Annotated in this window: 14 protein-coding genes; 10 read left to right on the plus strand and 4 right to left on the minus strand. The window is 44.9% G+C overall.

Going from position 1 to position 23166, the window contains the following annotated elements; all coding sequences use genetic code 11:
• The first annotated feature begins 66 nt into the window (after positions 1–66).
• Positions 67–4002, plus strand: coding sequence for an ATP-dependent RNA helicase HrpA (hrpA, locus tag ACYTXU_RS04600; protein ID WP_462208709.1), 3936 nt, complete (start codon positions 67–69; stop codon positions 4000–4002).
• A 55-nt stretch (positions 4003–4057) separates the two neighbouring features.
• On the opposite strand, the gene ACYTXU_RS04605 is transcribed toward hrpA, so the two are convergent.
• A complete protein-coding gene (locus ACYTXU_RS04605; RefSeq protein WP_462208711.1) occupies positions 4058–5332 on the minus strand; it encodes a GGDEF domain-containing response regulator in 1275 nt (424 codons plus the stop codon).
• Positions 5333–6007: 675 nt separating this feature from the next.
• Here ACYTXU_RS04605 and ACYTXU_RS04610 point away from each other — a divergent pair.
• A complete protein-coding gene (locus ACYTXU_RS04610; protein WP_462208713.1) occupies positions 6008–7969 on the plus strand; it encodes a DUF7467 domain-containing protein in 1962 nt (653 codons plus the stop codon).
• 96 nt (positions 7970–8065) lie between these two features.
• On the opposite strand, the gene cysZ is transcribed toward ACYTXU_RS04610, so the two are convergent.
• A complete protein-coding gene (gene cysZ / locus ACYTXU_RS04615; protein WP_462208715.1) occupies positions 8066–8893 on the minus strand; it encodes a sulfate transporter CysZ in 828 nt (275 codons plus the stop codon).
• 171 nt (positions 8894–9064) lie between these two features.
• Between cysZ and smc the strand changes: the two genes are divergently transcribed.
• Genes smc through ACYTXU_RS04635 form a run of 4 tightly spaced genes read left to right on the plus strand, consistent with a single transcriptional unit; the run spans position 9065 to position 16193 of the window.
• Positions 9065–12562: a chromosome segregation protein SMC gene (smc, locus tag ACYTXU_RS04620; RefSeq protein WP_462208716.1), complete on the plus strand. Its 3498-nt coding sequence runs from the start codon at positions 9065–9067 to the stop codon at positions 12560–12562.
• Between the two features lie 25 nt (positions 12563–12587).
• Entirely contained in the window at positions 12588–13574 is a 987-nt protein-coding gene (zipA, locus tag ACYTXU_RS04625) for a cell division protein ZipA (RefSeq protein ID WP_462208718.1), read from the plus strand.
• A 43-nt stretch (positions 13575–13617) separates the two neighbouring features.
• The gene (gene ligA, locus ACYTXU_RS04630; RefSeq protein WP_462208720.1) at positions 13618–15621 is read left to right on the plus strand and encodes an NAD-dependent DNA ligase LigA; all 2004 of its coding nucleotides are present in this window, start codon (positions 13618–13620) and stop codon (positions 15619–15621) included.
• Positions 15622–15629: 8 nt separating this feature from the next.
• Entirely contained in the window at positions 15630–16193 is a 564-nt protein-coding gene (locus tag ACYTXU_RS04635) for a SixA phosphatase family protein (protein WP_462208722.1), read from the plus strand.
• Positions 16194–16284: 91 nt separating this feature from the next.
• Here ACYTXU_RS04635 and rne read toward each other — a convergent pair whose 3' ends face one another.
• A complete protein-coding gene (gene rne / locus ACYTXU_RS04640) occupies positions 16285–19188 on the minus strand; it encodes a ribonuclease E (protein WP_462208724.1) in 2904 nt (967 codons plus the stop codon).
• Positions 19189–19799: 611 nt separating this feature from the next.
• Between rne and rluC the strand changes: the two genes are divergently transcribed.
• A complete protein-coding gene (gene rluC, locus ACYTXU_RS04645; protein ID WP_462208726.1) occupies positions 19800–20750 on the plus strand; it encodes a 23S rRNA pseudouridine(955/2504/2580) synthase RluC in 951 nt (316 codons plus the stop codon).
• Entirely contained in the window at positions 20747–21397 is a 651-nt protein-coding gene (locus ACYTXU_RS04650) for an HAD-IIIA family hydrolase (protein WP_462208727.1), read from the plus strand. The genes rluC and ACYTXU_RS04650 overlap by 4 nt, the downstream gene beginning before the upstream one ends.
• A 76-nt stretch (positions 21398–21473) precedes the next feature.
• Here ACYTXU_RS04650 and ACYTXU_RS04655 read toward each other — a convergent pair whose 3' ends face one another.
• The gene (locus ACYTXU_RS04655) at positions 21474–21992 is read right to left on the minus strand and encodes a peroxiredoxin (RefSeq protein ID WP_462208729.1); all 519 of its coding nucleotides are present in this window, start codon (positions 21990–21992) and stop codon (positions 21474–21476) included.
• An 80-nt stretch (positions 21993–22072) separates the two neighbouring features.
• Between ACYTXU_RS04655 and ACYTXU_RS04660 the strand changes: the two genes are divergently transcribed.
• Together ACYTXU_RS04660 and ACYTXU_RS04665 are read left to right on the plus strand one after the other, a co-directional pair.
• On the plus strand, positions 22073–22630 hold the full coding sequence (locus tag ACYTXU_RS04660) for a GNAT family N-acetyltransferase (RefSeq protein ID WP_462208731.1): 558 nt from the start codon (positions 22073–22075) through the stop codon (positions 22628–22630).
• 12 nt (positions 22631–22642) lie between these two features.
• Positions 22643–23149: an O-acetyl-ADP-ribose deacetylase gene (locus ACYTXU_RS04665; RefSeq protein WP_462208733.1), complete on the plus strand. Its 507-nt coding sequence runs from the start codon at positions 22643–22645 to the stop codon at positions 23147–23149.
• Positions 23150–23166 lie beyond the last annotated feature (17 nt).

Consider the following 23166-nt stretch of genomic DNA (forward strand, 5'->3'; position numbering starts at 1 on the left):
GGAGCCTGTTTATTTAAGCCATGGTCTGATGACCTTTGACTGTTTCTTGAGTGTTTATTGTCGTTTATGTCAAAACAACCAACTGTTTCCAAAAAGCCTGCCTCAGACAAGCCTTCTTCTAATAAGACTTCGATTCAAACTCTGATCACCGAACAGGTGGCTCAATGCCAGCTTGTGGATCAATTTGAGTTGAACAAACTGAAGTCCATTATTACGAAACGACAAAAAAGTAATCAGCCTGTCAGTAAGCTAGTCAGCAAAGCCGAAAAGCTTCTTCAAGACTCAAAGCAGATTGTCGAGCAACGACAAAAACTGATCCCAACCGATATCGAGTTTGATTTGGCCTTGCCAGTGTGCCAGGCAAGAGATGATGTCCGAAAAGCTATCGAAGAGAATCAGGTGGTGGTGATTGCAGGCGAAACGGGTTCAGGTAAAACCACACAGCTCCCCAAAATCTGTTTACAGCTAGGTTTAGGTGTTTATGGCAAGATTGGTCATACGCAGCCGAGACGAGTAGCTGCAACCAGCGTTGCTCGTCGCATTGCTGAAGAATTAAAAACTGAGTTGGGTGAGCTGGTTGGCTATAGTATTCGTTTCAATGACCAGTCTAATCCGGTCACACCTGTGCGCGTCATGACCGATGGTATTCTGCTCAATGAAATCACCCATGATCCGTTACTGCGACAATACGACACTTTGATCATTGATGAAGCTCATGAGCGAAGCTTAAACATTGATTTTCTGTTGGGTTACATAAGTAATATTTTACCCAAGCGGCCCGATCTTAAAGTCATAATTACTTCTGCAACGATTGACGTTGAGCGCTTCTCCAAGCACTTTGCCATTGATGGCAAGCCTGCCCCCATTCTTGAAATTAGCGGAAGGACCTATCCGGTTGATGTCTGGTATCGACCTGACGATGAAGAGAACCCGAGTCCGCAAGTTGAACGTATTGGTCATGCAGTTGACGAGCTAATCAGCTATGCCCCCGGCGATATTTTGATTTTCTTGTCTGGCGAGGCTGAAATTCGCGAAACTGCTAAGTTATTGCGCAAAGAACGCTTCCAAGCTTGTGAAGTTCTGCCTCTCTATGCGCGGCTATCAATGCGCGAACAGGAAAAGATATTCCATCCGTCTGGCGGCAAGCGCCGAATTATTCTGTCCACCAATGTAGCTGAGACTTCGGTGACGGTTCCTGGCATTCGTTTTGTCATTGATCCCGGCTTTGCCCGTATCAGTCGTTATTCTGTGCGCAATAAAATTCAGCGCTTACCGATTGAAAAGATTTCTCAGGCTAGCGCCAATCAGCGAAAAGGTCGTTGCGGTCGTGTTGCTGATGGTGTTTGTATCCGTCTATATGAAGAGGAAGATTTTCTAAATCGTCCTGAGTTTACTGACGCAGAAATTCTGCGCACCAATCTCGCAGCGGTCATTTTGCAGATGAAACAATTGGGGCTGGGCGATATTGAGGCCTTTCCTTTTATTGATGAGCCTGCGCCAAAGCAAATCAGCGATGGTTTGAATTTATTGTCTGAGCTACAGGCGGTAGATGGCAAGAAACAGCTGACCCATATTGGTCGTAAGATGGCGCGCCTGCCGATTGAGCCGCGACTGGCTCGTATATTGCTTGCCGCAGAAGATGAGTCCTGCATTCGAGAAGCACTCATTCTCGCAGCCTTTCTATCGGTTAAAGATCCTAGAGAGTGGCCTTTCGAGAAAAGAGAGCTGGCCCAGCAGAAGCATGCCAAATACAAACACCCACAGTCTGACTTTATCGCCATCATTAATTTATGGGACCATTTGCATCAGCAGCAGGAAGATTTAACAAACAATCAGTTTCGTCGTTACTGTCAGGAAGAGTTGATTAATTTCAACGCGTATCGAGAGTGGCGCAGTACTTATCGTCAATTAAAGAGTTTGGTTAAATCTACACATCATCAGACACAAAAACAGTCAGAGCCAATCAATCCTGAGGATAAGGTCTATTACGCCAAGCTACATTCGATTCTGTTAACCGGCTTACTGAGCTTTATTGGCCAAAAGGATATTGAAAAAGGCTATTTAGGAACTCGTCAGACACGCTTTATGATTCATCCTCAGTCTGCAAATTTTAAAAAGCAGCCGCCGTGGGTGATGGCTTTTGAGATTGTCGAAACCACGCAGAATTATGCACGCTTAACCGCCATGATTGAAACGCCATGGATTGAGACGATCGGCAAGCACCTGATTAAGAGTCATTATTTTGATGCCCATTGGGAAAAAAAACGTGGCGCAGTGGTTGCCTCATTGCAGCAAACGTTATTGGGTTTAAAAATTGTTTCTAACCGAACCGTCGACTATTCCTCTATTGAGCCTGAGCTGTGTCGTGAATTGTTTATTGTGCATGGCCTGGTTCGCAGAGAGCTTGAGCCAAGACATTCGTTTCAGCAGGAAAATGAGCAGCTTTGGTTAGATGTCGAACAGGAAATAGCTAAGGCCAGGCAGGCAGACATGCGCACTGATGAGCGTGATCTGGTTGCATGGTTTGATAAACGTTTACCTGAATCAATTTGTAATGTTAAACAGCTTAATCAATGGCTCAAGAAAAATGCTAAACAGAATAATCAGCTGTTAACTCTCAATAAAGATGTTTTATTCAAAGCGGAGGAGCAGGACGCCAGCCTTTATCCTGAAACGATTAAAGTGAAATCGATTGAGTTACCGCTGACCTATCATTTCGAGCCAGGGCATCCACAAGATGGTGTGACGGTAAAAATCCCTCAATCGCTGAGTCAACAATTTAAAGACTCGGATTTTGAGCGATTGGTTCCGGGTCTATTAGAAGAAAAAATTGAGTTCATGCTGCGCTCTTTGCCGAAACGCTTCCGCAAAAACTTTGTGCCCATACCGCAGTTCGCCCAGGCCTGTTATGAACAGGTATTGGAGCAGCAGGGCAGCTTGATCGATATTATCAGCAAGCACCTGTTTAAAATGACTGGCGTGATTCTGCCTAAAGAGGCGTGGCAGGAACTGAGCTTGCCCGAGCACTACTTAATGCGCTTTGAAATTGTAGATGATAAAGGCAAGGTACTTACTAGCAGCAGAACCCTTGAGCAGTCGCAGGAGTTAAAACAGGTTAAGGTTAAAAGCAAAGGTAGTCACAAGAAGAAAGAAGAGACTTTCACCAGCTGGCCTGAATCTTATGTCAAAGAGGGTGTTTTCGAGGAGGCAGGCACTAAAATCCCAGTAACTTATGCTCTGGAAGATGCTGGCAACAAGGTGCGAATTCTTGCTGTGGTCAACAAGCGTCAGGCAGAGAATGTGCATGTGCGAGGCGTCTGCCGCTTATTAGCGCTCGAAAAAGCGCAATTGTTGAGTTACCTGAAAAAGAAATATCACAACAAACAGAAACTAACTCTATCAGTGAGTACTTTAAGTAGTGTCGATGATTTGATTGATGATGCAGCCATGGCTTGTCTGAAAGATTTTGTACAACATAATACGCCTTATGATATCAAGGCGTATCAGTCATTGGTTCAGGCAATGGAAAAAGAACTGGTGCCTGCTACGACAGAATTGCTGGATGATCTGGTTCAGGTTCTGCAACTTCGAGCTAGCGTTCTGGCTCAAGCAAAGGGGTTGGGTAAAGCTCTGGCTAGCACCCGACAAGACATCACAAAGCAGTGTGACTATCTGTTTCAGCCTGGGTTTTGCTTCAGGTTTGGTGCAGAGAAGATCAAAGACTTCAAACGTTATTTATCAGCCATCGAAAAGCGCATTGAACGTGCAAAGCTGAGCCCGCTCAAAGAAGCTGAGTCGTTGATTGTGGTGTCTGATTGGATTAATGTTCGCGACAGTTTGGCGGATGACAAGGCGATTCCATCTTTTGAAGTGGACGAGTTCAACTGGATGTTAGAAGAGTTCAGAATTTCATTATTTGCCCAAGGACAGAAAACACGTTTTCCGATTTCGGCGAAACGACTGCAAAAAGCAATTGATGAGCTGGAGAAACAGTATTACTAGAGGGTGTTATTTAGAGGGTCTCATTAAAGAATAATGATTAAACAGTCGTTATTCTTTATTCCGTGCTAGTTTCTTCCGGAGTGATGACGACTTTGTTACGACCGGTTTCTTTAGCTTCGTAGAGGCACTGATCGGCAATTTCAATCATACTATCCAATACATGATGATGATTGATGTTAACGCCAATACTGATGGTCACTTTGACCTCCAGACCATCAATATCTATCGCTGTGTTTTCAACTCTTTTTAGTAATTTATCAAAGAATATTTCTGAATTTTCGCGATTGATACCTACCATGTACATACAGAATTCTTCACCGCCAAAACGTGCCACCACGTCTGATTTTCGCACTGAGCTTTGTAGTATTTCTGCAACTTTTGTTAAAACTGCATCACCTACCTGGTGCCCGTAGGTATCGTTTACCTTCTTGAAGTGATCAATATCCACTAATGCACAGGCTATTGGCGTGGAGTGTCGAACTGCGGAATTATGCATAACCTCAACCAGCTCATAGAAGTGGCGACGGTTATTGAGACCAGTCAGGTAGTCTTTGGTAGCAGCAGTTGTCAGCTTTTCATATTCAATGACACGGCTGGTGTTAACGGCAACCCGCAGATAAAATTCTTCCGCCAAAAAAGACTGTTTAATGATGAAGTCGTCAGCTCCATGCTTTAAGAAATTGGCAGACATCAACACATCGTCTCGAGCTGACATGCCGATAATGGCCAATTCCTGCTTGCTGTAGAGTCGGCGTATATTTTTGGTTAAGTCGTAACCATTCATGGCTTCCATATCATAGTCGGTTATCACTAGTTTGATATCATGATGTTGTTTTAAGTGCTCAAGCAGTTTTTGTGGGTCGTTAAATTGTAGGGTTTGGTATTTATGGACGCTGAGCAGGGTGCTCATTATTCGCAGACTGGTCTTAGAATCATCAGCCAGAGCAATCTTAACACTCGGATTGATTTTCAGGCGCTGCAGAGTTTCGATAATATACTCAGTGACATAGTTATCGCTCTTGATAACATAATCTACGATACGGAATTTCCAGATATAGTTACGAATTTCAGCGGTGATATCGCTGATCAAAACAATGGTCGGGATACGCTTTTTTGCCATTAACTGGACAATTTCACCCTCTGGGGCATCAGGCAAACGGAAATCTACCAGGCAGGCATCGATCTGTTCAATATCTAAAACATCCAGCAAAGCTTCCGCACTGGCATAGGTGCCAATAGACATTACCTGATAGTCCATCTTTTCGGTAATTTTCTTTTCTATCAATGCGCAGAAAAATTTACTGTCGTCTACAACAAGTATGGTTTTCAAAGTATTAGTATCTTTATTCCAATAGCGTGATTGTATAGGAGCTCAGCTTAAATGCACAGAACCTTATATGCCAAGTACTTAGATCCGTTTTTCACCCCTAATAAGACCACTGTAAAAGGTTTTGTGCTGTGGGTTAAAAACTAAATGTAAAATTTGCAGGGTTATTTCTCAAAATATGAGCTGATTCACTGTATTAATATCTGACGCTAAGCCAGACTTTGACAAAAGGTTGCTCTGTAAATGAATTTGACGCTTTATTATTTCAAACACATAGGGTGATTTTTAAATGTATTAAAAAACATTAGGTTAATGCAAATCTGCATTACTCCAAGGTTAACTCTTCGCTAAACACTACTCCCGAAAGTTAAGGTGTAAAAAATCATTGTCACCAGTCAATATTTTTAACAAACAAGTCCAATAAAGCCTTAATAAATGTATCAAAGTTGGACATTCGACAGCTTTTACTAAAAAAAATATATTGAGCGTCGGAGTCCTAAATTTGTAACACCGCCTTTTTTACAGTCTCAAGTAAATCACTTTTGTAGTTCAAAGACGTCGCATCATATTTAGAGACACTACTCTTAAAGCTAACTTTACCAAGGAAGCAATTGGTATGGCTTTAGGTACACACTATTACTGTTCGCAAACAATGGATGTTCAATGGAGGGAGAATTCATGGACACTAACTTAAAGACACTTTTCAAGCCCATAGTGGCTATTGGCTTGTTGATGTCAGCTCAACATATTTACGCAGCGCCGAAAATTCATGAGGTGCAACCTTATCCCTATGAGACACCGACAAACTTGGTGATTTGGGGATCGGGATTTGAGGATCCTCAAGTTTATTTTGGAACGCATCCGGATCCATTAGTCATCAGTGCCGATCAATCGACTTGTGATGCTATGACTTTTAATCCTGCACCACCACTTGATCCTACTGACTTCCAATGTCTGGTAGTTGATCTGCCTTATGTTAATAATGGTGAGCCCGCAGTGCCCTCAGGTGATTATCTTTTGAAGATAGTTGCTGTTGGTGGGTTGAATATATGCGGTACCAAACCAAGTTCGTTAACATTTGAATATAATCCTTCAGACTGTAGTGGGCAAAATTCTCAAGAAACTGCTACCTGCTCAGGTGATATGACAGGGGCGGTAGGTGCAACAAATGTCAATGTGTTTGGAAGAGATGAAGAAAAGTGGAGTTATCCTTCGGTCATTTATCCCGGTGAAAATGTCACATTTACTTCAGCTGGAAGTAAATGGGGTAATCAATTAAATGTACATTTTAGTGAAGGTAACTTAGCTCAAGATATTGGGTTGCATACTTCTTGTTCCGAGCCATTGGTGTTGGGTGATTCTTACGGTAGTTTTATACTAGTAGACTTTGTTGGTGAGGCTAGAGGCTCTACCGAGGAATATGATCTTTATGATCTCACTATAGGAGGAGTTGGTCCTCAAGGCCCTCAAGGTGACACTGGTCCAGCGGGTCCTCAAGGTGACACTGGTCCAGCGGGTCCTCAAGGTGACACTGGTCCAGCGGGTCCTCAAGGTGACACTGGTCCAGCGGGTCCTCAAGGTGACACTGGTCCAGCGGGTCCTCAAGGTGACACTGGTCCAGCAGGTCCTCAGGGTGATACCGGTGCCACAGGTCCACAAGGCCCTCAGGGTGATACTGGTGCCACAGGTCCACAAGGCCCTCAAGGTGATACTGGTGCCACAGGTCCACAAGGTCCTCAAGGTGATACTGGTGCCACAGGTCCACAAGGCCCTCAAGGTGATACTGGTGCCACAGGTCCACAAGGCCCTAAAGGCGACACGGGTGATACCGGTGCCACAGGTCCACAAGGTCCTCAAGGTCCTCAAGGTGATACTGGTGCCACAGGTCCACAAGGCCCTAAAGGCGACACGGGTGATACCGGTGCCACGGGTCCACAAGGTCCTAAAGGCGACACGGGTGATACCGGTGCCACGGGTCCACAAGGTCCTAAAGGCGACACGGGTGATACTGGTGCCACAGGCCCACAAGGTCCTCAAGGTCCTCAAGGTGACACCGGTGCCACAGGTCCAATGGGTCCGCAAGGTCCTAAAGGTGACACGGGTGATACTGGTGCAACTGGCCCTCAAGGTCCATCTGGCCCAATGGGACCACAGGGTCCACAGGGTGAAAAAGGTGATACCGGAGACACTGGTGCCACTGGTCCAGCAGGTCCTCAAGGTCCACAGGGTGAAACTGGCCCAGCGGGTGGCGGCTCTAACTTACTCTGTTTCGCAACTGACCAAACGATCGGCTCGCAAGGTAAATACATGGGTCTCGGTCAGCAAGGTGGTTCGCATCAGGAAGTGGCAGTAATAACACCTTTTGAAGCCGGTGCCTTTATTAAGCGTTTCGTGATCAAAGCCGCACAAGGTAACAACCCTGTCAGTGGTGTAGCAACTGTTCATCATGATGACGGTCCGATAGGCACTTGTAACCTGGTTGCTAATGATCCCGATGGTATAAAATCAGTTTGCTCTGGAATTACGAATGGCGTTTTAGGCGAGTTTGACAGCTTAAGCGTGTTCGTTAAAACAGATAGTGGTAGTTTCAATGGTGCCACAGCTTGTTTGTTAATAGAAACCGACCCACAAGCGCAATAATTGGGAAGATGAGTAGAATGGGTTCTTAACACCCAAGTGGCAGTCTCCTAGCCACTTAACCCGCAAACGCGCCACATCATGTGGCGCGTTTTTTTATTAGCTGCTTTTGCCGTGAGATGAGTTCAGAGATGAATTTGGAGATAAGTTGTGTAACATATCTTGCCGATAATGCTCATACCACATCTTGGTCGCACCGCAGACAGCGGCAGGCATGACTAATAAATTAATAAAGGGAATCATGGTCATTAACATCACCATGGCACCGAAGCCGAATGTGCCGCTACGTCTTTGTTGTAAGGCTTTGAGCATATCCTGAAACGGCACCTTGTGGTTATCCATCGGGTAGTCAACGTACTGAACTGACATCATCCAGGCGTTGAAAATAAACCAGATAACAGGGAAGGCAAGCGCACCAATCAGTGGCACAAACAGGATCAGTAGACAGATCAGCGCTCTGGGAATGTAGTATTTTAGCTTGGTCCATTCACGACCAAATAATCGCGGGATATCTTTGACCAAAGCCCAGAAGCCTTGTTCTGGTAGAACCTTTTCCTCGTTACCCGCCGCTGCATGTAGCCTGTTTTCAACCGCTTCGGCTAACAGGCCATTGAATGGAGCCGCAATCCAGTTTGCCAGCATGGCAAAAAAGAAGAAAACGAACAAAATTCCACCAATGATGACTACCGGCCACATCAGCCAGGCGAGTGCTGTACCCAGCCATTCCCAGGCACCCCAGCTGGCGATGGTCTGCTCAACCCATTGCGACCACTCGGAAACTTGAGAAATCAATAAAATCAATGCAGTAGTGAGTAATATTAAATTAATTACTAAAGGGATAAGGACATATCGTTTAAGCCCTTTTTGGGTTAACATGCGGAATCCGTCGGCGAGATAGTGGGCGCCATGAAAAGTGTTTTGTGCCATGTCGATTTTTTTACTTTTACTGTGTGCTTATTGGATTAAAATAATTTACACTTAAACGCTTTAGATTATAACCCTGCAAATGTAACAGGGCCTTTCATACAATTAAAATCTTGCCAGCTTGACTAGCATGCTCAGCTTGGCTTTTGACTAAAAAATAGACGAATAAAATAGATGCGATTAAAACAAATTAAATTAGCAGGTTTTAAATCATTCGTAGATCCAACCACGGTATCCTTACCGAGCAACCTGACAGCGATTGTCGGGCCTAATGGTTGTGGTAAGTCAAATCTTATTGACGCGGTGCGTTGGGTGATGGGGGAGTCGTCCGCTAAGAACCTTCGTGGTGATGCGATGACTGACGTTATTTTCAACGGTTCCACCGGCCGCAAACCTGTCGGCCAGGCCAGTATTGAGCTGGTATTTGACAACTCAGACGGCACTGTGCAGGGCGAGTTCGCTAATTATAACGAAATCTCCGTCAAGCGTATGGTAAACCGTGAGGCTCAATCGAGCTATTTCTTAAACGGAACGCGCTGTCGCCGTAAAGATATTACCGATATTTTCCTTGGAACCGGTCTTGGCCCTCGCAGTTATGCCATTATTGAACAGGGCATGATTTCGCGCCTAATCGAGTCTAAACCGCATGAGTTACGTATTTTCCTCGAAGAAGCGGCCGGGATTTCCAAATATAAAGAACGTCGTAAAGAGACAGAAAACCGAATTCGCCATACTCGCGACAATCTAGACCGCTTGACGGACTTGCGCGATGAGTTAGGAAAGCAGCTGTCACACCTCAAACGTCAAGCAACATCTGCTGAGCGTTATAAAGAATACAAAGCCGAAGAACGAGAACTCAAAGCGCAATTAGCAGCAATCCGTTGGCAAACTTTTAACAGCAAAATTGAAGCGCTGGACGATGGCATCCAGAAGATGGAAACTGAAGTCGAAGCCAAAATGGCCGATCAGCGCCATGCCGACAGTGAAATTGAAAAGTCCCGCGAATTACACATTGAATTAACCGATGCACATAGCGAAGTTCAAGGTCGTTTTTACGGCATTGGTGCCGACATTGCCCGCCTGGAGCAAGCCATTGAGCATGCTCGTCAGCAAAAATCACAACTGCTGGAAGACAAGGCACAAGTTCAAAGCTCATTGGATAAATTGCGCGAGCAATTGCGTTTTGATGAATCAAAACTTGAAGAGTTGATGACTGAGCTGTTGCAAACCGAGCCCGACTTAGAACTCAAAACTGAGCAAGTTGAAGAGCAGCAACAACAGTTGCAGGACATGGAAGAAGACATGCGCTTGTGGCAACAAGATTGGGATGTGTTCAACCAGCAGGCTCATGCCAATGCGCAGAAAACAGAAGTTGAAAAAACGCGTATTCAACATCTGGAATCGCACATAGCTCGTTATACTAAACGTCTTGAAGATATTCGTACTGAGATCAATCAGCAAGAAGCCAGTCCCATGGAAAATGATCTGGTCGAAATTGCCAAGGAATTAAATCTGGCTGAAGAACAGTCAGAGCGCCTTGAAGAGGAAGTTTCTAACGCAGTAGAACAAATTAATCAGATCCGCCAACAGCAGCGTGAACACAATCAGAAGCTGGAAGTGTCTCGTAAGGAATTGCGTGGTCTTGAGTCCCGTAAGATTTCCTTAGAAGCCTTGCAGAGCGCAGCATTGGGTGGACAAAGCGAAGAGTCGGTTAGTTGGTTAAAGCAACAGGGGCTGGACAGTAAATCACGCCTTGCGCAAAATATTTCGGTCGATTCTGGCTGGGAAGTTGCGGCAGAAACTGTATTGGGTGAATACCTCGAAGCAGTAGTGGTTAACGATAGTCATGAATTTGCTAATTCTTTAACAGAGCTCGCCAGCGGCAAACTGATTTTGATTTCTGGTAACGGTTCTGGTGGTAGTCACCCGAATACTTTACACAGCAAGATTAAAAATGCGGATGCCTTAGCCGGGCAATTAAGTAAAGTTAAAACTGCTGATTCACTTGAGCAGGCTATGAGTATTCGTGAACAGCTTGCCGACGATGAATCGGTGATTACACAAGACGGCCTATGGGTAGGTAAAAACTGGCTACGAGTGTCGAAACAGTCAGAGCAGGGTGCCGGTATTCTTGAGCGCGAAGCTGAGCTTAATGAGTTGACTGGCAAGATTGAGCAGCAAGAAGCTGTGATGGAAGAGCTGGAGCAAACCAAAGAGCGTTTGGCCGAGCAACTTTCAGAGCAGGAACAATTGTGGCAATCCAAGCAATCTCAGTTAGCGCAAGCAAGCCGCAGCTATAGCGAATTACGAGCCAAAGTGGGTTCGCAGCAAGCCAAATTAGAGCAAGCTAAAAACCGACTGGAGCGTTTGCAAAAAGAGCAACGCGATGTCTTGCAACAGTTGCAGGATGATGAAGAGTTATTAGCAAAGAGCCGTCAACAGATTGAGCAAATGGTCGATAGCATGGCTGATGATAATCAGCGTCGCGAACAAATGACCACTGAGCGCGAAGAAAAGCGCGCGCAGCTTGAAGCGAAACGCCAGCAAGCACGTCAGGTTAAGGATGAGCAACATCAGTTAGCGATTCGCGTCAGTGCGGTTAAAGCCGAAGTTAATTCGACTCGGGCTGGTTTCGAGCGTGTTAACTCACAAATCGGTGAATTAACTTCACGTAAAGTAGAATTGGAAAATCGTTTAAGTTCTGAACAGGATCCAACTGAAGATTATCAGATTGAACTAGAGCAGGCTTTGGAAAAACGTTTGCTGGTTGAAGAAGAGCTTAAGCAAGCTCGTAATAAGTTGTCAGAAATTGATGACAAAATGCGCAAGCTTGAACGTCAACGTCATGAGTCTGAACAGCAGGCGCAAGGTGTGCGTTCTCGTTTAGAGAAATTGCGCATGGACTGGCAAGAGGCTAAAACTCGACAAAATACTCAATCTGAAATTCTAGCCGATGCTAAAGCTGATGTTGATACACTTCTTGAAGAGTTACCGGAAGAGGCAAATGAACAGCAGTGGATTAGCGCTATTGAAGACATTACTGGCAAGATCCAGCGACTTGGTGCGATTAACTTAGCAGCGATTGAAGAGTTCAAAGCGGCAGAAGAACGTAAAACCTATCTTGATGCTCAGCATGAAGATTTGAACGAGGCGTTAGAAACCTTAGAAAGTGCTATTCGTAAAATCGATCATGAAACCCGCACTCGCTTTAAAGAAACTTTTGATAAGGTTAATAAAGGCGTGCAGGAGCTATTCCCTAAAGTGTTCGGTGGCGGTCATGCATACCTTGAGCTCACTGGCGAAAATTTACTTGATACAGGTGTTACGGTTATGGCGCGCCCACCAGGCAAGCGTAACTCTACTATTCACTTGCTATCGGGCGGTGAAAAAGCGTTAACGGCTATTTCTCTGGTATTCTCTATCTTCCGCTTGAATCCGGCGCCATTCTGTATGCTGGATGAGGTGGATGCACCACTGGATGATGCGAACGTAGGTCGTTATGCTAATTTGGTAAAAGAAATGAGTGAGCAAGTGCAATTTATTGCTATCACACACAATAAAATTGCGATGGAAATGGCACATAATTTATTAGGTGTTACTATGAGTGAGCCAGGCGTTTCGCGCGTGGTTTCAGTAGATGTAGAAGAAGCTGCAGCATTAGCGGCTTCATAATAACCATTAACCAAAAGGTGAAGTGATGGACTGGCAGTTCACTTTATTACTGATAATCGTAGGCTTAATTATAATTGGTTTTATTTACTTTGATGCAAAGCGCCGAAGTAAAGTCAGACGAGAAAGAGCTGAACGAGAACTTTATGAACAACGTATGGAGCAGCATCGAGACGGTACTGGATACGACCCAGATGGGATTGGTCAAGTCCGTGTCATAGGCAAGGATGAGAAGTCTGAGCAAGTCTCCTCTCGCCCAGAGCCTGTTTCTCAAAGTAAAACTGAAGCCATGTCTCAGCCGCTTTCAGAAGAACAGGCGGAAGAGCAGGTTGAGCAAACGCAAGCTGAGAAACCTCTCAATCAGGAACAAGTGCATAAAGATCCCATTATTGATGAAGAAAATGTCCCTGTATTGGATGATGCGCTGTTTGAATTTACCAGCGAGCATTTTAAGCGTGAAGCTGCCAAAGAATCTGAAAGAAAAACCGCTGCTGCTACAAAAAATGAGCCTCAACTAGCAAAGCCACAGCAGACCTCTCTTTTCGAAGAGCCTCAAGAAGAAGCTTCTACCGTTGAAGTGGAGCCTGAGTTAATCTTTTCACTATATGTGGTCGCCTCTCAAGATCATCCTTATCATGGCCCTGAATTAGTGCAGACTCTGGTTGAGCAAGGTATGCGTCATGGTGATATGGATATTTTCCATCGGCATGCACAAGCCAATGGTCGCGGTGCGGTTCAATTCAGTTTAGCCAATGCTTTCGAACCAGGTATTTTCGATCTGGATGATATTGATAATCTATCCTCAAAAGGCTTGGCTTTATTCATGACTTTGCCGGGTCCATCAAAACCAATGAAAGCTTATGAGTTAATGGTTAAAACTGCCCAAGCGATTACCCAGCAATTAGGCGGGCGAATTTTAGACGGCAGTCGTAGCAACTTTAGCCGTCAAATAGAAACACACCATAAAGAACAAATTAGTGAGTTTGAGCGTCGCCAGCTGCTCAATAAGCAGTAATACTTTCAAATATTTTACTTAGACGAGAGTCATGAGTCATAAGATGTCCGATTTAGAAAAGCGCGTTGCAGAGCTACGCGCTACCCTCGATAATTATAACTATCAATATTATGTTTTAGACGACCCTTCGGTTCCTGATGCTGAGTATGATCGCCTGTTACGCGAACTTCAGCAGATTGAAGCTCAACATCCGGAACTTGTTTCCGAAGATTCTCCGACACAACGGGTTGGTGCAAAACCTGATAACGGCTTTCAAGAGGTTACTCATGAACTGCCTATGTTGTCGCTTGATAATGCGATGAGTGATGACGAACTGTTTAGTTTTAACAAACGTATTCAGGACCGCTTAAAAACAACGGGCAATATCGAATATGTGTGCGAGCCAAAGTTAGATGGCCTGGCAGTGAGTTTGTTGTATGAAAATGGCCAGCTTGTCCGTGGTGCTACACGTGGTGATGGTGCCACTGGCGAGAATATAACTCTTAACGTGAGAACCATTCGTGCCATTCCTTTAAAGCTTCGAGGCAAAAAGATTCCTGAGCGTGTTGAAATACGTGGCGAAGTTTATATGCCAAAATCAGTTTTTGAGTCATTGAATCAAGAAGCACGGGAGCAGGGTGGTAAAAGTTTCGCCAATCCTCGAAATGCTGCCGCCGGCAGTTTACGCCAACTCGATCCTTCAATCACGGCAAAAAGACAACTGTCTTTCTATGCCTACTCAATGGGGCTGGTCTCCGATGATTTTGAGCTTGCCGATACTCACTATGATCGATTGCAGCAAATCAAAGACTTTGGTCTGCCTGTCAGTAGTGAAATTAAAGTAGTGAAAGGTGCGGAAGGATGCTTGGCTTACCATCAATCAATATCGGAAAAGCGTGACTCGCTTGGTTATGAAATTGATGGAGTCGTTAATAAGGTTAACTCGATCGAGCTACAGGAAGAGCTTGGTTTTGTGGCTCGCGCACCGCGTTGGGCAATTGCCCATAAGTTTCCTGCGCAAGAAGAAATGACTCAGTTAATTGGCGTAGATTTCCAGGTCGGTCGCACTGGCGCTTTGACGCCGGTGGCGCGATTAGAGCCAGTTTCCGTTGGCGGAGTAACCGTCAGCAATGCGACTTTACATAACATGGATGAAATCGCACGTCTGGATGCACGAATTGGCGATACTGTTATCATTCGTCGTGCTGGAGACGTTATTCCTCAAGTTGTTAGTGTCATTCTTGAAAAACGTCCTGCTGAAGCTGAAATCATTTTAACGCCGGAACATTGTCCAGTGTGCAATTCTCCAGTAGAAAGGACTGAAGGGGAAGCAGCCATTCGATGCACTGGTGGACTGATTTGTTCGGCCCAGCGCAAGGAGTCTATTAAACATTTTGCTTCACGCAAAGCTATGGACATTGATGGACTTGGTGACAAGCTGGTTGAGATTTTTGCTGAAAAAGGCATGGTGCAAAGCATCAGTGATCTTTATCGGTTGGAAGCTAGCGATATTGCATCTCTTGATCGTATGGGTGAAAAATCTTCTGAGAATTTAATCGAAGCTTTAGAATACAGCAAAAATACTACGCTACCAAAGTTTCTATATTCACTAGGTATTCGAGAAGTCGGTGAGGTAACTGCAAAAAATATTGCACATCACTTTTTAACATTGGACGCCATTATCAAAGCCAGTCAGGAAGATCTGGAATCTGTCCCAGATGTTGGTCCGATTGTTGCTCATCATATTCGAGCATTTTTTGATAATGAAGAAAATATTGAGCAAATTAAAGAATTAAAAGAGTTAGGCGTAAACTGGCCTGATATCGAACAGAAATCAGATGATGAATTACCTCTGAAAGGTAAAACTTTTGTCATTACAGGTACTTTAGAAGGTATAAGTCGACCCGAAGCCAAAGCGAAATTGGAAGCTTTGGGGGCTAAGGTTTCTGGTTCAGTATCCAGTAAAACAACGGCCTTAATTGCCGGTGCAAACGCAGGAAGTAAATTAAAGAAAGCACAAGAGCTGGACGTTGAAGTGCTTGATCAATCTTTCCTAGACAACTTATAGAGGTCTGTATGAAGAGCTTTGCTACAACCATTATTGCTTCGAGCTTACTTGCTAGTAGCTCGTTATATGCGAGTGAAGCTGGTAGTCAGTCTAGCCAATGCGATAATTATGACGTTTATGTTATGCGTCATTTGCCTAAAGCTGATGTTGCTAACAAAGATCCCGAGCTAAATGAACTTGGCCAAAAGATGGCGCTAGTATTAGCTGACTCAGAGTTTATGGTACAGGTTGACGCTGGTTTTAGTACAGATTATCAACGGACCAGACAAACATTGGCACCTTCCGCTGAACGCCATGGTTTTGAGGTTCATATTTATGATCCAAGAGATAATCAATCACTGATGAACATCATTAATGAGCAATATTGTGGTAAGACTATTGCTATCGTTGGTCATTCGAATACAACGCCTGCAATAGTTACAGCGCTTGGCGGAACCTTTGAAGTGTCTTTTGCAGGTGAGCCGCTGCCAGCTAACACCCAAGTTCAGCTAGATGAATCTGATTATGGTGCGGTTTTTCACGTCAAGAAAGAACAAGGTGCCATAGAGCAGGACATGTTCCGGTTGAAATAGTAATAAACGATTTCTCTATAAATAACTGAGCATAAAAAAAGGAGGCGATTAAGCCTCCTTTTTTATTAGCAATTGCAATTAAGCAACATGACTAGTTCAGTTGACTGGTCTTTGCTGCAGGGCTATTACTATGTTTGTCACTGGTGTCTTCAATATCAGTTGTAATCACATCACCTTCAGAGAACTGATAAGGTTTTGGTGAAAAATCCGCTGATACGACTGACTCGTGATTAGTAGCTTTAGCCATTGGTGCCGAAGCGTGAGTCGCTACATGCGGCTTAGCCGGTTGTTTAATAACTTCGGTTGCAACATCATCAGCTTTCGCTGTTGGTTTCTCGTTGCTCTCAGTTATTTGTTCTTGCGGCTTAGCTTCTTCTAACTTGCTTTCTTCAGGCTTGGCTTCTTCGCTAGCAGCCGTTTCTGGTTTGCCAGTTTCAACGTCCTGGTTAACAAATGGCTCAACCGTCTCAGCATCAAGCTTGGTTGCAACTGACTCATTCTGAGCTTGTGTTGCTTGAGGCTTTTGCTGTTCAGTTGTAGCTTCTGCCTTTGCCGTAGAAGCCTGAGCCTGTTCAACTTGAGCATCATTTGCTGCTTCCTGAGTTGGCTTAGCTGCTTCAGCTTTGTCGTCTTTCTTATCTTTGCTGTAGCCCATCACTTCAGAAACACTACGCTCTAAAGATTTATGGGCCTTATAGACCATAATATCTTCAGCGTGTGCTTTATTCTTCGGAGCACGCTCTTTGGCTGATTTTTCTTTAGTCGGTTTGTCGCTGCTAGCTTTACCTTTCTTGGCTGCTGGTTTTGTATCTACCGAGTCATCTTGAGCTTTCTTGCCTTTAATTGCTGAGCGTACCGAAGGTTTTTTCGGTTGTTGATCTTGCTCATGCTTTGCAGCTGGCTGTTGTTCTTGACCAGACTGGCCTGGTTGTTTAGCTTCAGCCATACGTTCAGCACGCGTTTTGCGCGGTGGTCGTTTTGCTTGAGGCTGCTGCTCTACAACATTTTTCTGCTCATTCTTTTGTTCTGGTTTTTGCTCTTGCTTTTGACCAGATTGCTGCTTTCTTTGTGGCTTGTCGCTTTGCTTCTTCTGCGGACGCCCACTTTTTTGTTGAACCTTATTGTCTTTATCATCACGCTGTTCTTGCGGCTGAGGTTTGTTCTGACTTTGGTTTTGGCTCTGGTTCTGGTTCTGGTTGCGACCTTTCTGGTTAGTACGCTTTTTACCTTGATGGCGAGTGTTACGACCGCGAGTATTACGGTCATATTTGCCACGGTTGTTCTGCGATTGCTTGTCTTTCTTTTTCTTGTCTTTGTCGTCACCAAACAAAGAAGTCCAAAGACGCGCGAATAAGCCAGGCTTTTTCTTCTTGGCTGGTTTACTTGGAGCAGGAGGCGGCGCAGTTGGTTTAACACCTTTTAGCGCTGGTTGGTCGCTGACAGGGGCTGGCTGCTTACTACTTCTAACCAACTCAATCTCAGGAGCATCGCCAATTAAGCTATAGCTACTGTCTTCCAGAGTTTCGCCAGCTTTAACTCGTAACACTTCATAGTGAGGTGTTTCAAGGTATGGGTTAGGTACAACGACTAAGCGAACTTTTTGACGTTTCTCAATTTGCTCAATTTTGCGCCGTTTCTCGTTCAACAAGAATGTTGCCACTTCAACAGGAACTACTGCTTGAACTTCAGCAGTCGACTCTTTCATAGCCTCATCTTCCATCAATCGCAGGATAGATAGAGCCAGTGAATCAGTACCACGAATGACACCAGAACCAGTACAGCGTGGGCAAACATGTTGGCTGGATTCTTCCAATGATGGACGCAAGCGCTGACGTGACATCTCAAGTAGACCAAAGCGAGAAATACGACCAATTTGAATGCGTGCACGATCACGGGCTACGGCATCTTTAAGAACCCGCTCAACTTCACGCTGATTGCGAGGAGGGCCCATATCGATAAAGTCGATAACAATCAGGCCACCGATATCACGTAAACGCAATTGACGAGCAATTTCTTCTGCTGCTTCGACATTGGTATGTACAGCCGTTTCTTCGATATCACCGCCTTTAGTTGCGCGAGCAGAGTTGATGTCGATAGAAAGCAACGCTTCTGTTTGATCAAATACTACTGAGCCACCAGACGGAAGGCGGACTTCGCGTTGGAAGGCACTTTCGATCTGGCTTTCAACCTGGTAGCGGTTGAACAATGGAATTTCATCACGATACAGCTTAACTTTACTGACAAAGTCAGGACGTTGATACTGAAGTTCGCTTTTGACCCGCTCATAGATCTCCGGGCGGTCAATAACGATCTCACCAATATCTGGACGTAAGTAATCACGAATAGCGCGCGTGATAACGTCTGATTCTTGAGTGATTAAGAATGGAGCAGGGCGTGTGCCAGCTACTTGCTTGATGCCGTTCCAGGTATCAATCAAATAGTTGAAGTCGTATTGGATTTCTTCAAGGCTTTTACCGATGCCAGCAGTACGAACAATACAACCCATACCATTTGGCACAGGAAGTTGGCTCATAACTTGCTTAAGTTCAGTGCGCTCATCACCTTCGATGCGACGAGAAATACCGCCAGCGCGAGGATTGTTAGGCATAAGAACCAGATAGCTACCGGCCAAACTGATTGAAGTGGTCAAGGCTGCGCCTTTATTACCACGTTCTTCTTTATCAATCTGAACGATGACTTCCTGACCTTCTTTTAAGGCATCTTTAATTGTAGGACGGCCACGCGATGGTGCATTATGCATGTATTCACGGGCAACTTCTTTGAGTGGAAGGAAACCATGGCGTTCTGCACCATAGTCAACAAAAGCGGCTTCAAGGCTAGGCTCGATACGAGTCACTTTGCCTTTGTAGATGTTACCTTTTTTTTGTTCTCTTCCTGCTAGCTCGATATCTAAATCATACAAACGCTGGCCATCTACCAGCGCAACACGCAACTCTTCATGGTGATTCGTTGCGTTTATCAACATACGTCTCATTTGTTATTAACTCTCAATTTCTGCGGACACAGGAAGAGCTAGCGAGAATATTAGGAATAGGGTCTAAAAACCCGTCAAGCCTTTTAAGGGCAAGGGGTTTTGGTTGTGAATTTCTGTAAGTTTAGTTTCTTAAACTGTTTTTTCATCACTAAGTTGACTGTTAAACCTGTTTATTTCCTGTTTGGCTATTTCACGTCTTACCGCTTGTTGTGCGCGAAAGAAGCCAAACTAACCGAGCAACTTGAACGTTTATCGTATAAACGTATTCAATGAGCTGCTCTACAATTCTGCTATTTTCCGGTGACCGGCTTTAAAAAATCATTTCTGCTGTTATGGTATCTCAGCTTGGCGTCGTTCTTCTCTTATTTAGAGTTGTTTAACGCTATGTGCTGATTTAATACCTTCATATAAGGTGTTGTTTGCTTCCGTTGGCCTCAATTTATGCCTGCTTTACTATAAAGCTTTTGCTAGTTGAGGTGGAAGGAGCGACACCAGGCGCTCTTTCTGAGCGTGTAGCTCTGTTGCGCATTATAGACTGCTTATATAGGCAGGGCAATCTTTTGTTTTTTTAAGCTATTGATTTGACATGTTTTCAGGTATAGTTGCGCCCGATGAATAGTGAATCCCGTCCAAAAGTCCAATTTGTTGAAGTGCAGACTGAAGAAGCCGGTCAGCGCATCGATAACTTTTTGCTCAAAAAACTCAAAGGCGTTCCCAAATCCCACATCTATAAGATGCTGAGGAAGGGCGAAGTTCGAGTTAATAAAGGTCGAATTAAGGCCGAATATAAAATTAAAGAAGGCGACTCGGTTCGGCTTCCTCCAGTCAAAACAACCAACACAGCAACTGAAGTGCCGGTTAATCTGAACATTGTTCAGGACCTGGAAAACGCAATCTTGTACGAAGATAAGCGATTGATTGTCCTGAATAAGCCACATGGCATGGCTGTTCATGGCGGCAGTGGCATGAGCTTTGGTGTCATTGAAGCACTGCGAGCGTTAAGAACTGACGCACCTTTTTTAGAGTTAGTTCATAGACTTGACCGTGATACCTCAGGTTGTTTGTTAATTGCCAAAAAGCGCAGTACGCTGCGTTTCCTGCATGAACAACTGCAGAAAAAGCTGATGAGCAAGCAGTATTGGGCGCTGGTGGAAGGGAAATGGCCAGCCAAATTAAAGCATGTTGATTACCCGCTGGCGAAGAACCATTTAAAGTCGGGGGAGCGAGTGGTTCGTGTAACCGAAAATGGCAAACCGTCATTAACCTCGTTTAGTGTGGTTGAGGTTTTCAAAAACTTCAGCCTGGTGTCAGCCGAGCCTGTAACCGGTAGGACTCATCAGATCCGTGTTCATGCTCAGCAGGCAGGACATCCGCTGGTGGGTGATCCAAAGTATGGCAATGATGAGGTGACTGAGCAATTTAAGCGTCAGGGCTTATCAGGCCGTTTATTCTTACACGCTTATTCGTTAACCTTTAAAGTGACCCCGGAAGATAAGGCCATCAAGGTCGAAGCACCGCTTCCCGCAGATTTACAGAAGACCCTGGAGTATTTACGTCGATGATAGCAAAGCAAACTCGATTAATCGTTTTTGACTGGGATGGCACATTGATGGATTCAACAGGACGTATCGTTTCCGCCATGCAAACTACCGCAACTAATTTAAAACTGCCGATCCCATCGGTGGACGATGTACGCGGTATTATCGGCTTAAGTTTGGGTGAGTGTTATCGACGTCTGTTCCCTGAAGTTGATGATCACGACTGGATTACTGAAGAGTATCGTTATCAATATGTTGAAGGTGACCAAACACCCAGTCCTTTGTTTGAAGGTACAGAAGATACACTTGAGCACCTGAAAAGCCGAGGCTACCTGTTAGCCGTCGCAACCGGCAAAGCGCGTCATGGTCTGGACCGAGTATTGAACGAATCTGGTTTAAGAGAGATATTTGATGTGACTATTGCCAGCGATGAAGCGCAAAGCAAGCCACACCCCGAGATGCTGCATAAACTCATGGCTCATACAAAAACTCAGCCTGAACAGTCCATTATGGTCGGCGATACCACTTTTGATTTAGAGATGGCGCAACGAGCAGGAATGGGCGGTATTGGAGTGACCTTTGGCGCTCATACCATCGAAATGCTGAAGACCTGTGCTCCGCAAGCCATTATTGATGACATCCGACATTTAAAAGACTTCTCTCAACATTAGGCAGAACACCAGCCAGAACATTAAAAAAGCGCTCTTGGGAGCGCTTTTTTGTGGACATTTATATCTGAAATTAGGATTAACTGTCTTTCTGTAAGCTCTTAAGTTGAGCGACCACATTGGTCATGTGCGTATCAGGATCTACGTCATCGTAGTGATAAACGATGTTGCCATTAGGGTCGATGATGAAGGTTTGGCGTTTGGCATATTCAACTGGGCCAAAGCCACCTAGAACGTCATAAGCTGTGGCGGCTTCTTTATCCACGTCAGCCAGAATGCTAAATGGCAAGCCATGAATCTCTGCGAAGGACTTGTGTGACTCAACGTCATCTAGCGACACACCAACCACATCCGCATTGAGCGCTTTAATATCTTTATAGCCATCGCGGAAGTTCTTAGCTTCGGTGGTACAGCCGGGGGTGTCATCTTTCGGGTAGAAATACAGCACCAGCCATTGGCCCTTATAATCTTCCAAGCTTTTCCACTCTTCGTTCTGATCCTGTAGCTTAAAATCTGGCGCCAAGGCACCAATCCAGCCAGATTCAGCGGTTGCTGTAAAACTAAAAGTTACCAGTAAAGCTAATAGAAAGTGTTTCATAACAGTGTTCATTCCTGTAGACCTTTTGTAAGATTGTAGAACTTATCAATGCAACTTAATACCTGAGAGCTCAATTTTCTGTGAAGATTTGCCAAGATACGATAATTAAACTACCTGTTCTGGAAACCGAGCGTCTGATCCTCCGACATTATAAGAATGCAGACCTGCCTACCTATTATGAAATGATGGCAGATCCCGACATAACCCGCTATTTATTTTCCGGTAAACCCATGTCTGAACACGATGCCTGGCGTAGCATGGCGACCATGGCGGGGCATTGGATGCTCAATGGCTATGGCCAGTGGGCGCTGGAAGAAAAAAGCAGCGGGCAGTTTGTTGGTCGTGCTGGACTGATAAAGCCAGAAGGCTGGCCTGCTATAGAGGCAGGATGGGTGTTACATAAAAGAGCTTGGGGTAAAGGCTATGCTACTGAGGCTGGTAGAGCAGTCATTGGTTATGGTTTTGAAACCCTGAACCAAGAACGCATCATCAGTATGATCCAACCTGATAATACGCCATCAATTAAAGTCGCAGAGCGTCTGGGCGAGTCATTCAACAAAAAGATAACTCTGTTTGGTATCGATGCGCTGGAATATGCTATAGATAGAGAGACTTACCAGAGGTTATATAAGCAATAGGAAGGAGTCGGGATGACGTTAAGACTGGATGCGGGCGACATAACTCAGCTTTATGTGGATGCCATCGTTAATGCTGCCAAGAAGAGTTTGCTTGGCGGTGGAGGAGTGGACGGAGCCATTCATCGTGCCGCTGGCTCTGAATTGTTGGAAGAGTGCAAAACTCTGGGCGGTTGCGAAACAGGTGAAGCCAAAATAACTAAAGGCTACGACCTTCCAGCTCAACACGTCATTCACACGGTAGGACCCGTCTGGCATGGCGGTGATGAGAATGAAGCGGAGCTATTAGCCAGTTGCTACATGAACAGTTTGCAACTGGCCGAACAGCAGGGCTTGCATAGCATTGCTTTTCCCTGCATCAGCACCGGGGTTTATGGCTATCCAAAACAACAGGCGGCAGCTATCGCGGTCAATGTCTGTAAAATGTTTGCCAGTAATGCCGAGTCGTTAAAAGAAATCATTTTCAGCTGCTACGATGATGAAAGCTTAGCGATTTACCGGCAGCTATTAGCTGTTTCATAAATAACGGATTACCTGAG

Source organism: Kangiella sp. M94 (assembly GCF_054926195.1).

Excerpts from the sequence above, each read along its gene's own strand:
- hrpA (WP_462208709.1), top strand. The coding sequence starts at position 67 with ATGTCAAAACAACCAACTGTTTCCAAAAAGCCTGCCTCAGACAAGCCT.
- ACYTXU_RS04610 (WP_462208713.1), top strand. The coding sequence starts at position 6,008 with ATGGACACTAACTTAAAGACACTTTTCAAGCCCATAGTGGCTATTGGC.
- cysZ (WP_462208715.1), bottom strand. The coding sequence starts at position 8,893 with ATGGCACAAAACACTTTTCATGGCGCCCACTATCTCGCCGACGGATTC.
- smc (WP_462208716.1), top strand. The coding sequence starts at position 9,065 with ATGCGATTAAAACAAATTAAATTAGCAGGTTTTAAATCATTCGTAGAT.
- zipA (WP_462208718.1), top strand. The coding sequence starts at position 12,588 with ATGGACTGGCAGTTCACTTTATTACTGATAATCGTAGGCTTAATTATA.
- ligA (WP_462208720.1), top strand. The coding sequence starts at position 13,618 with ATGTCCGATTTAGAAAAGCGCGTTGCAGAGCTACGCGCTACCCTCGAT.
- ACYTXU_RS04635 (WP_462208722.1), top strand. The coding sequence starts at position 15,630 with ATGAAGAGCTTTGCTACAACCATTATTGCTTCGAGCTTACTTGCTAGT.
- rne (WP_462208724.1), bottom strand. The coding sequence starts at position 19,188 with ATGAGACGTATGTTGATAAACGCAACGAATCACCATGAAGAGTTGCGT.
- rluC (WP_462208726.1), top strand. The coding sequence starts at position 19,800 with ATGAATAGTGAATCCCGTCCAAAAGTCCAATTTGTTGAAGTGCAGACT.
- ACYTXU_RS04650 (WP_462208727.1), top strand. The coding sequence starts at position 20,747 with ATGATAGCAAAGCAAACTCGATTAATCGTTTTTGACTGGGATGGCACA.
- ACYTXU_RS04655 (WP_462208729.1), bottom strand. The coding sequence starts at position 21,992 with ATGAAACACTTTCTATTAGCTTTACTGGTAACTTTTAGTTTTACAGCA.
- ACYTXU_RS04665 (WP_462208733.1), top strand. The coding sequence starts at position 22,643 with ATGACGTTAAGACTGGATGCGGGCGACATAACTCAGCTTTATGTGGAT.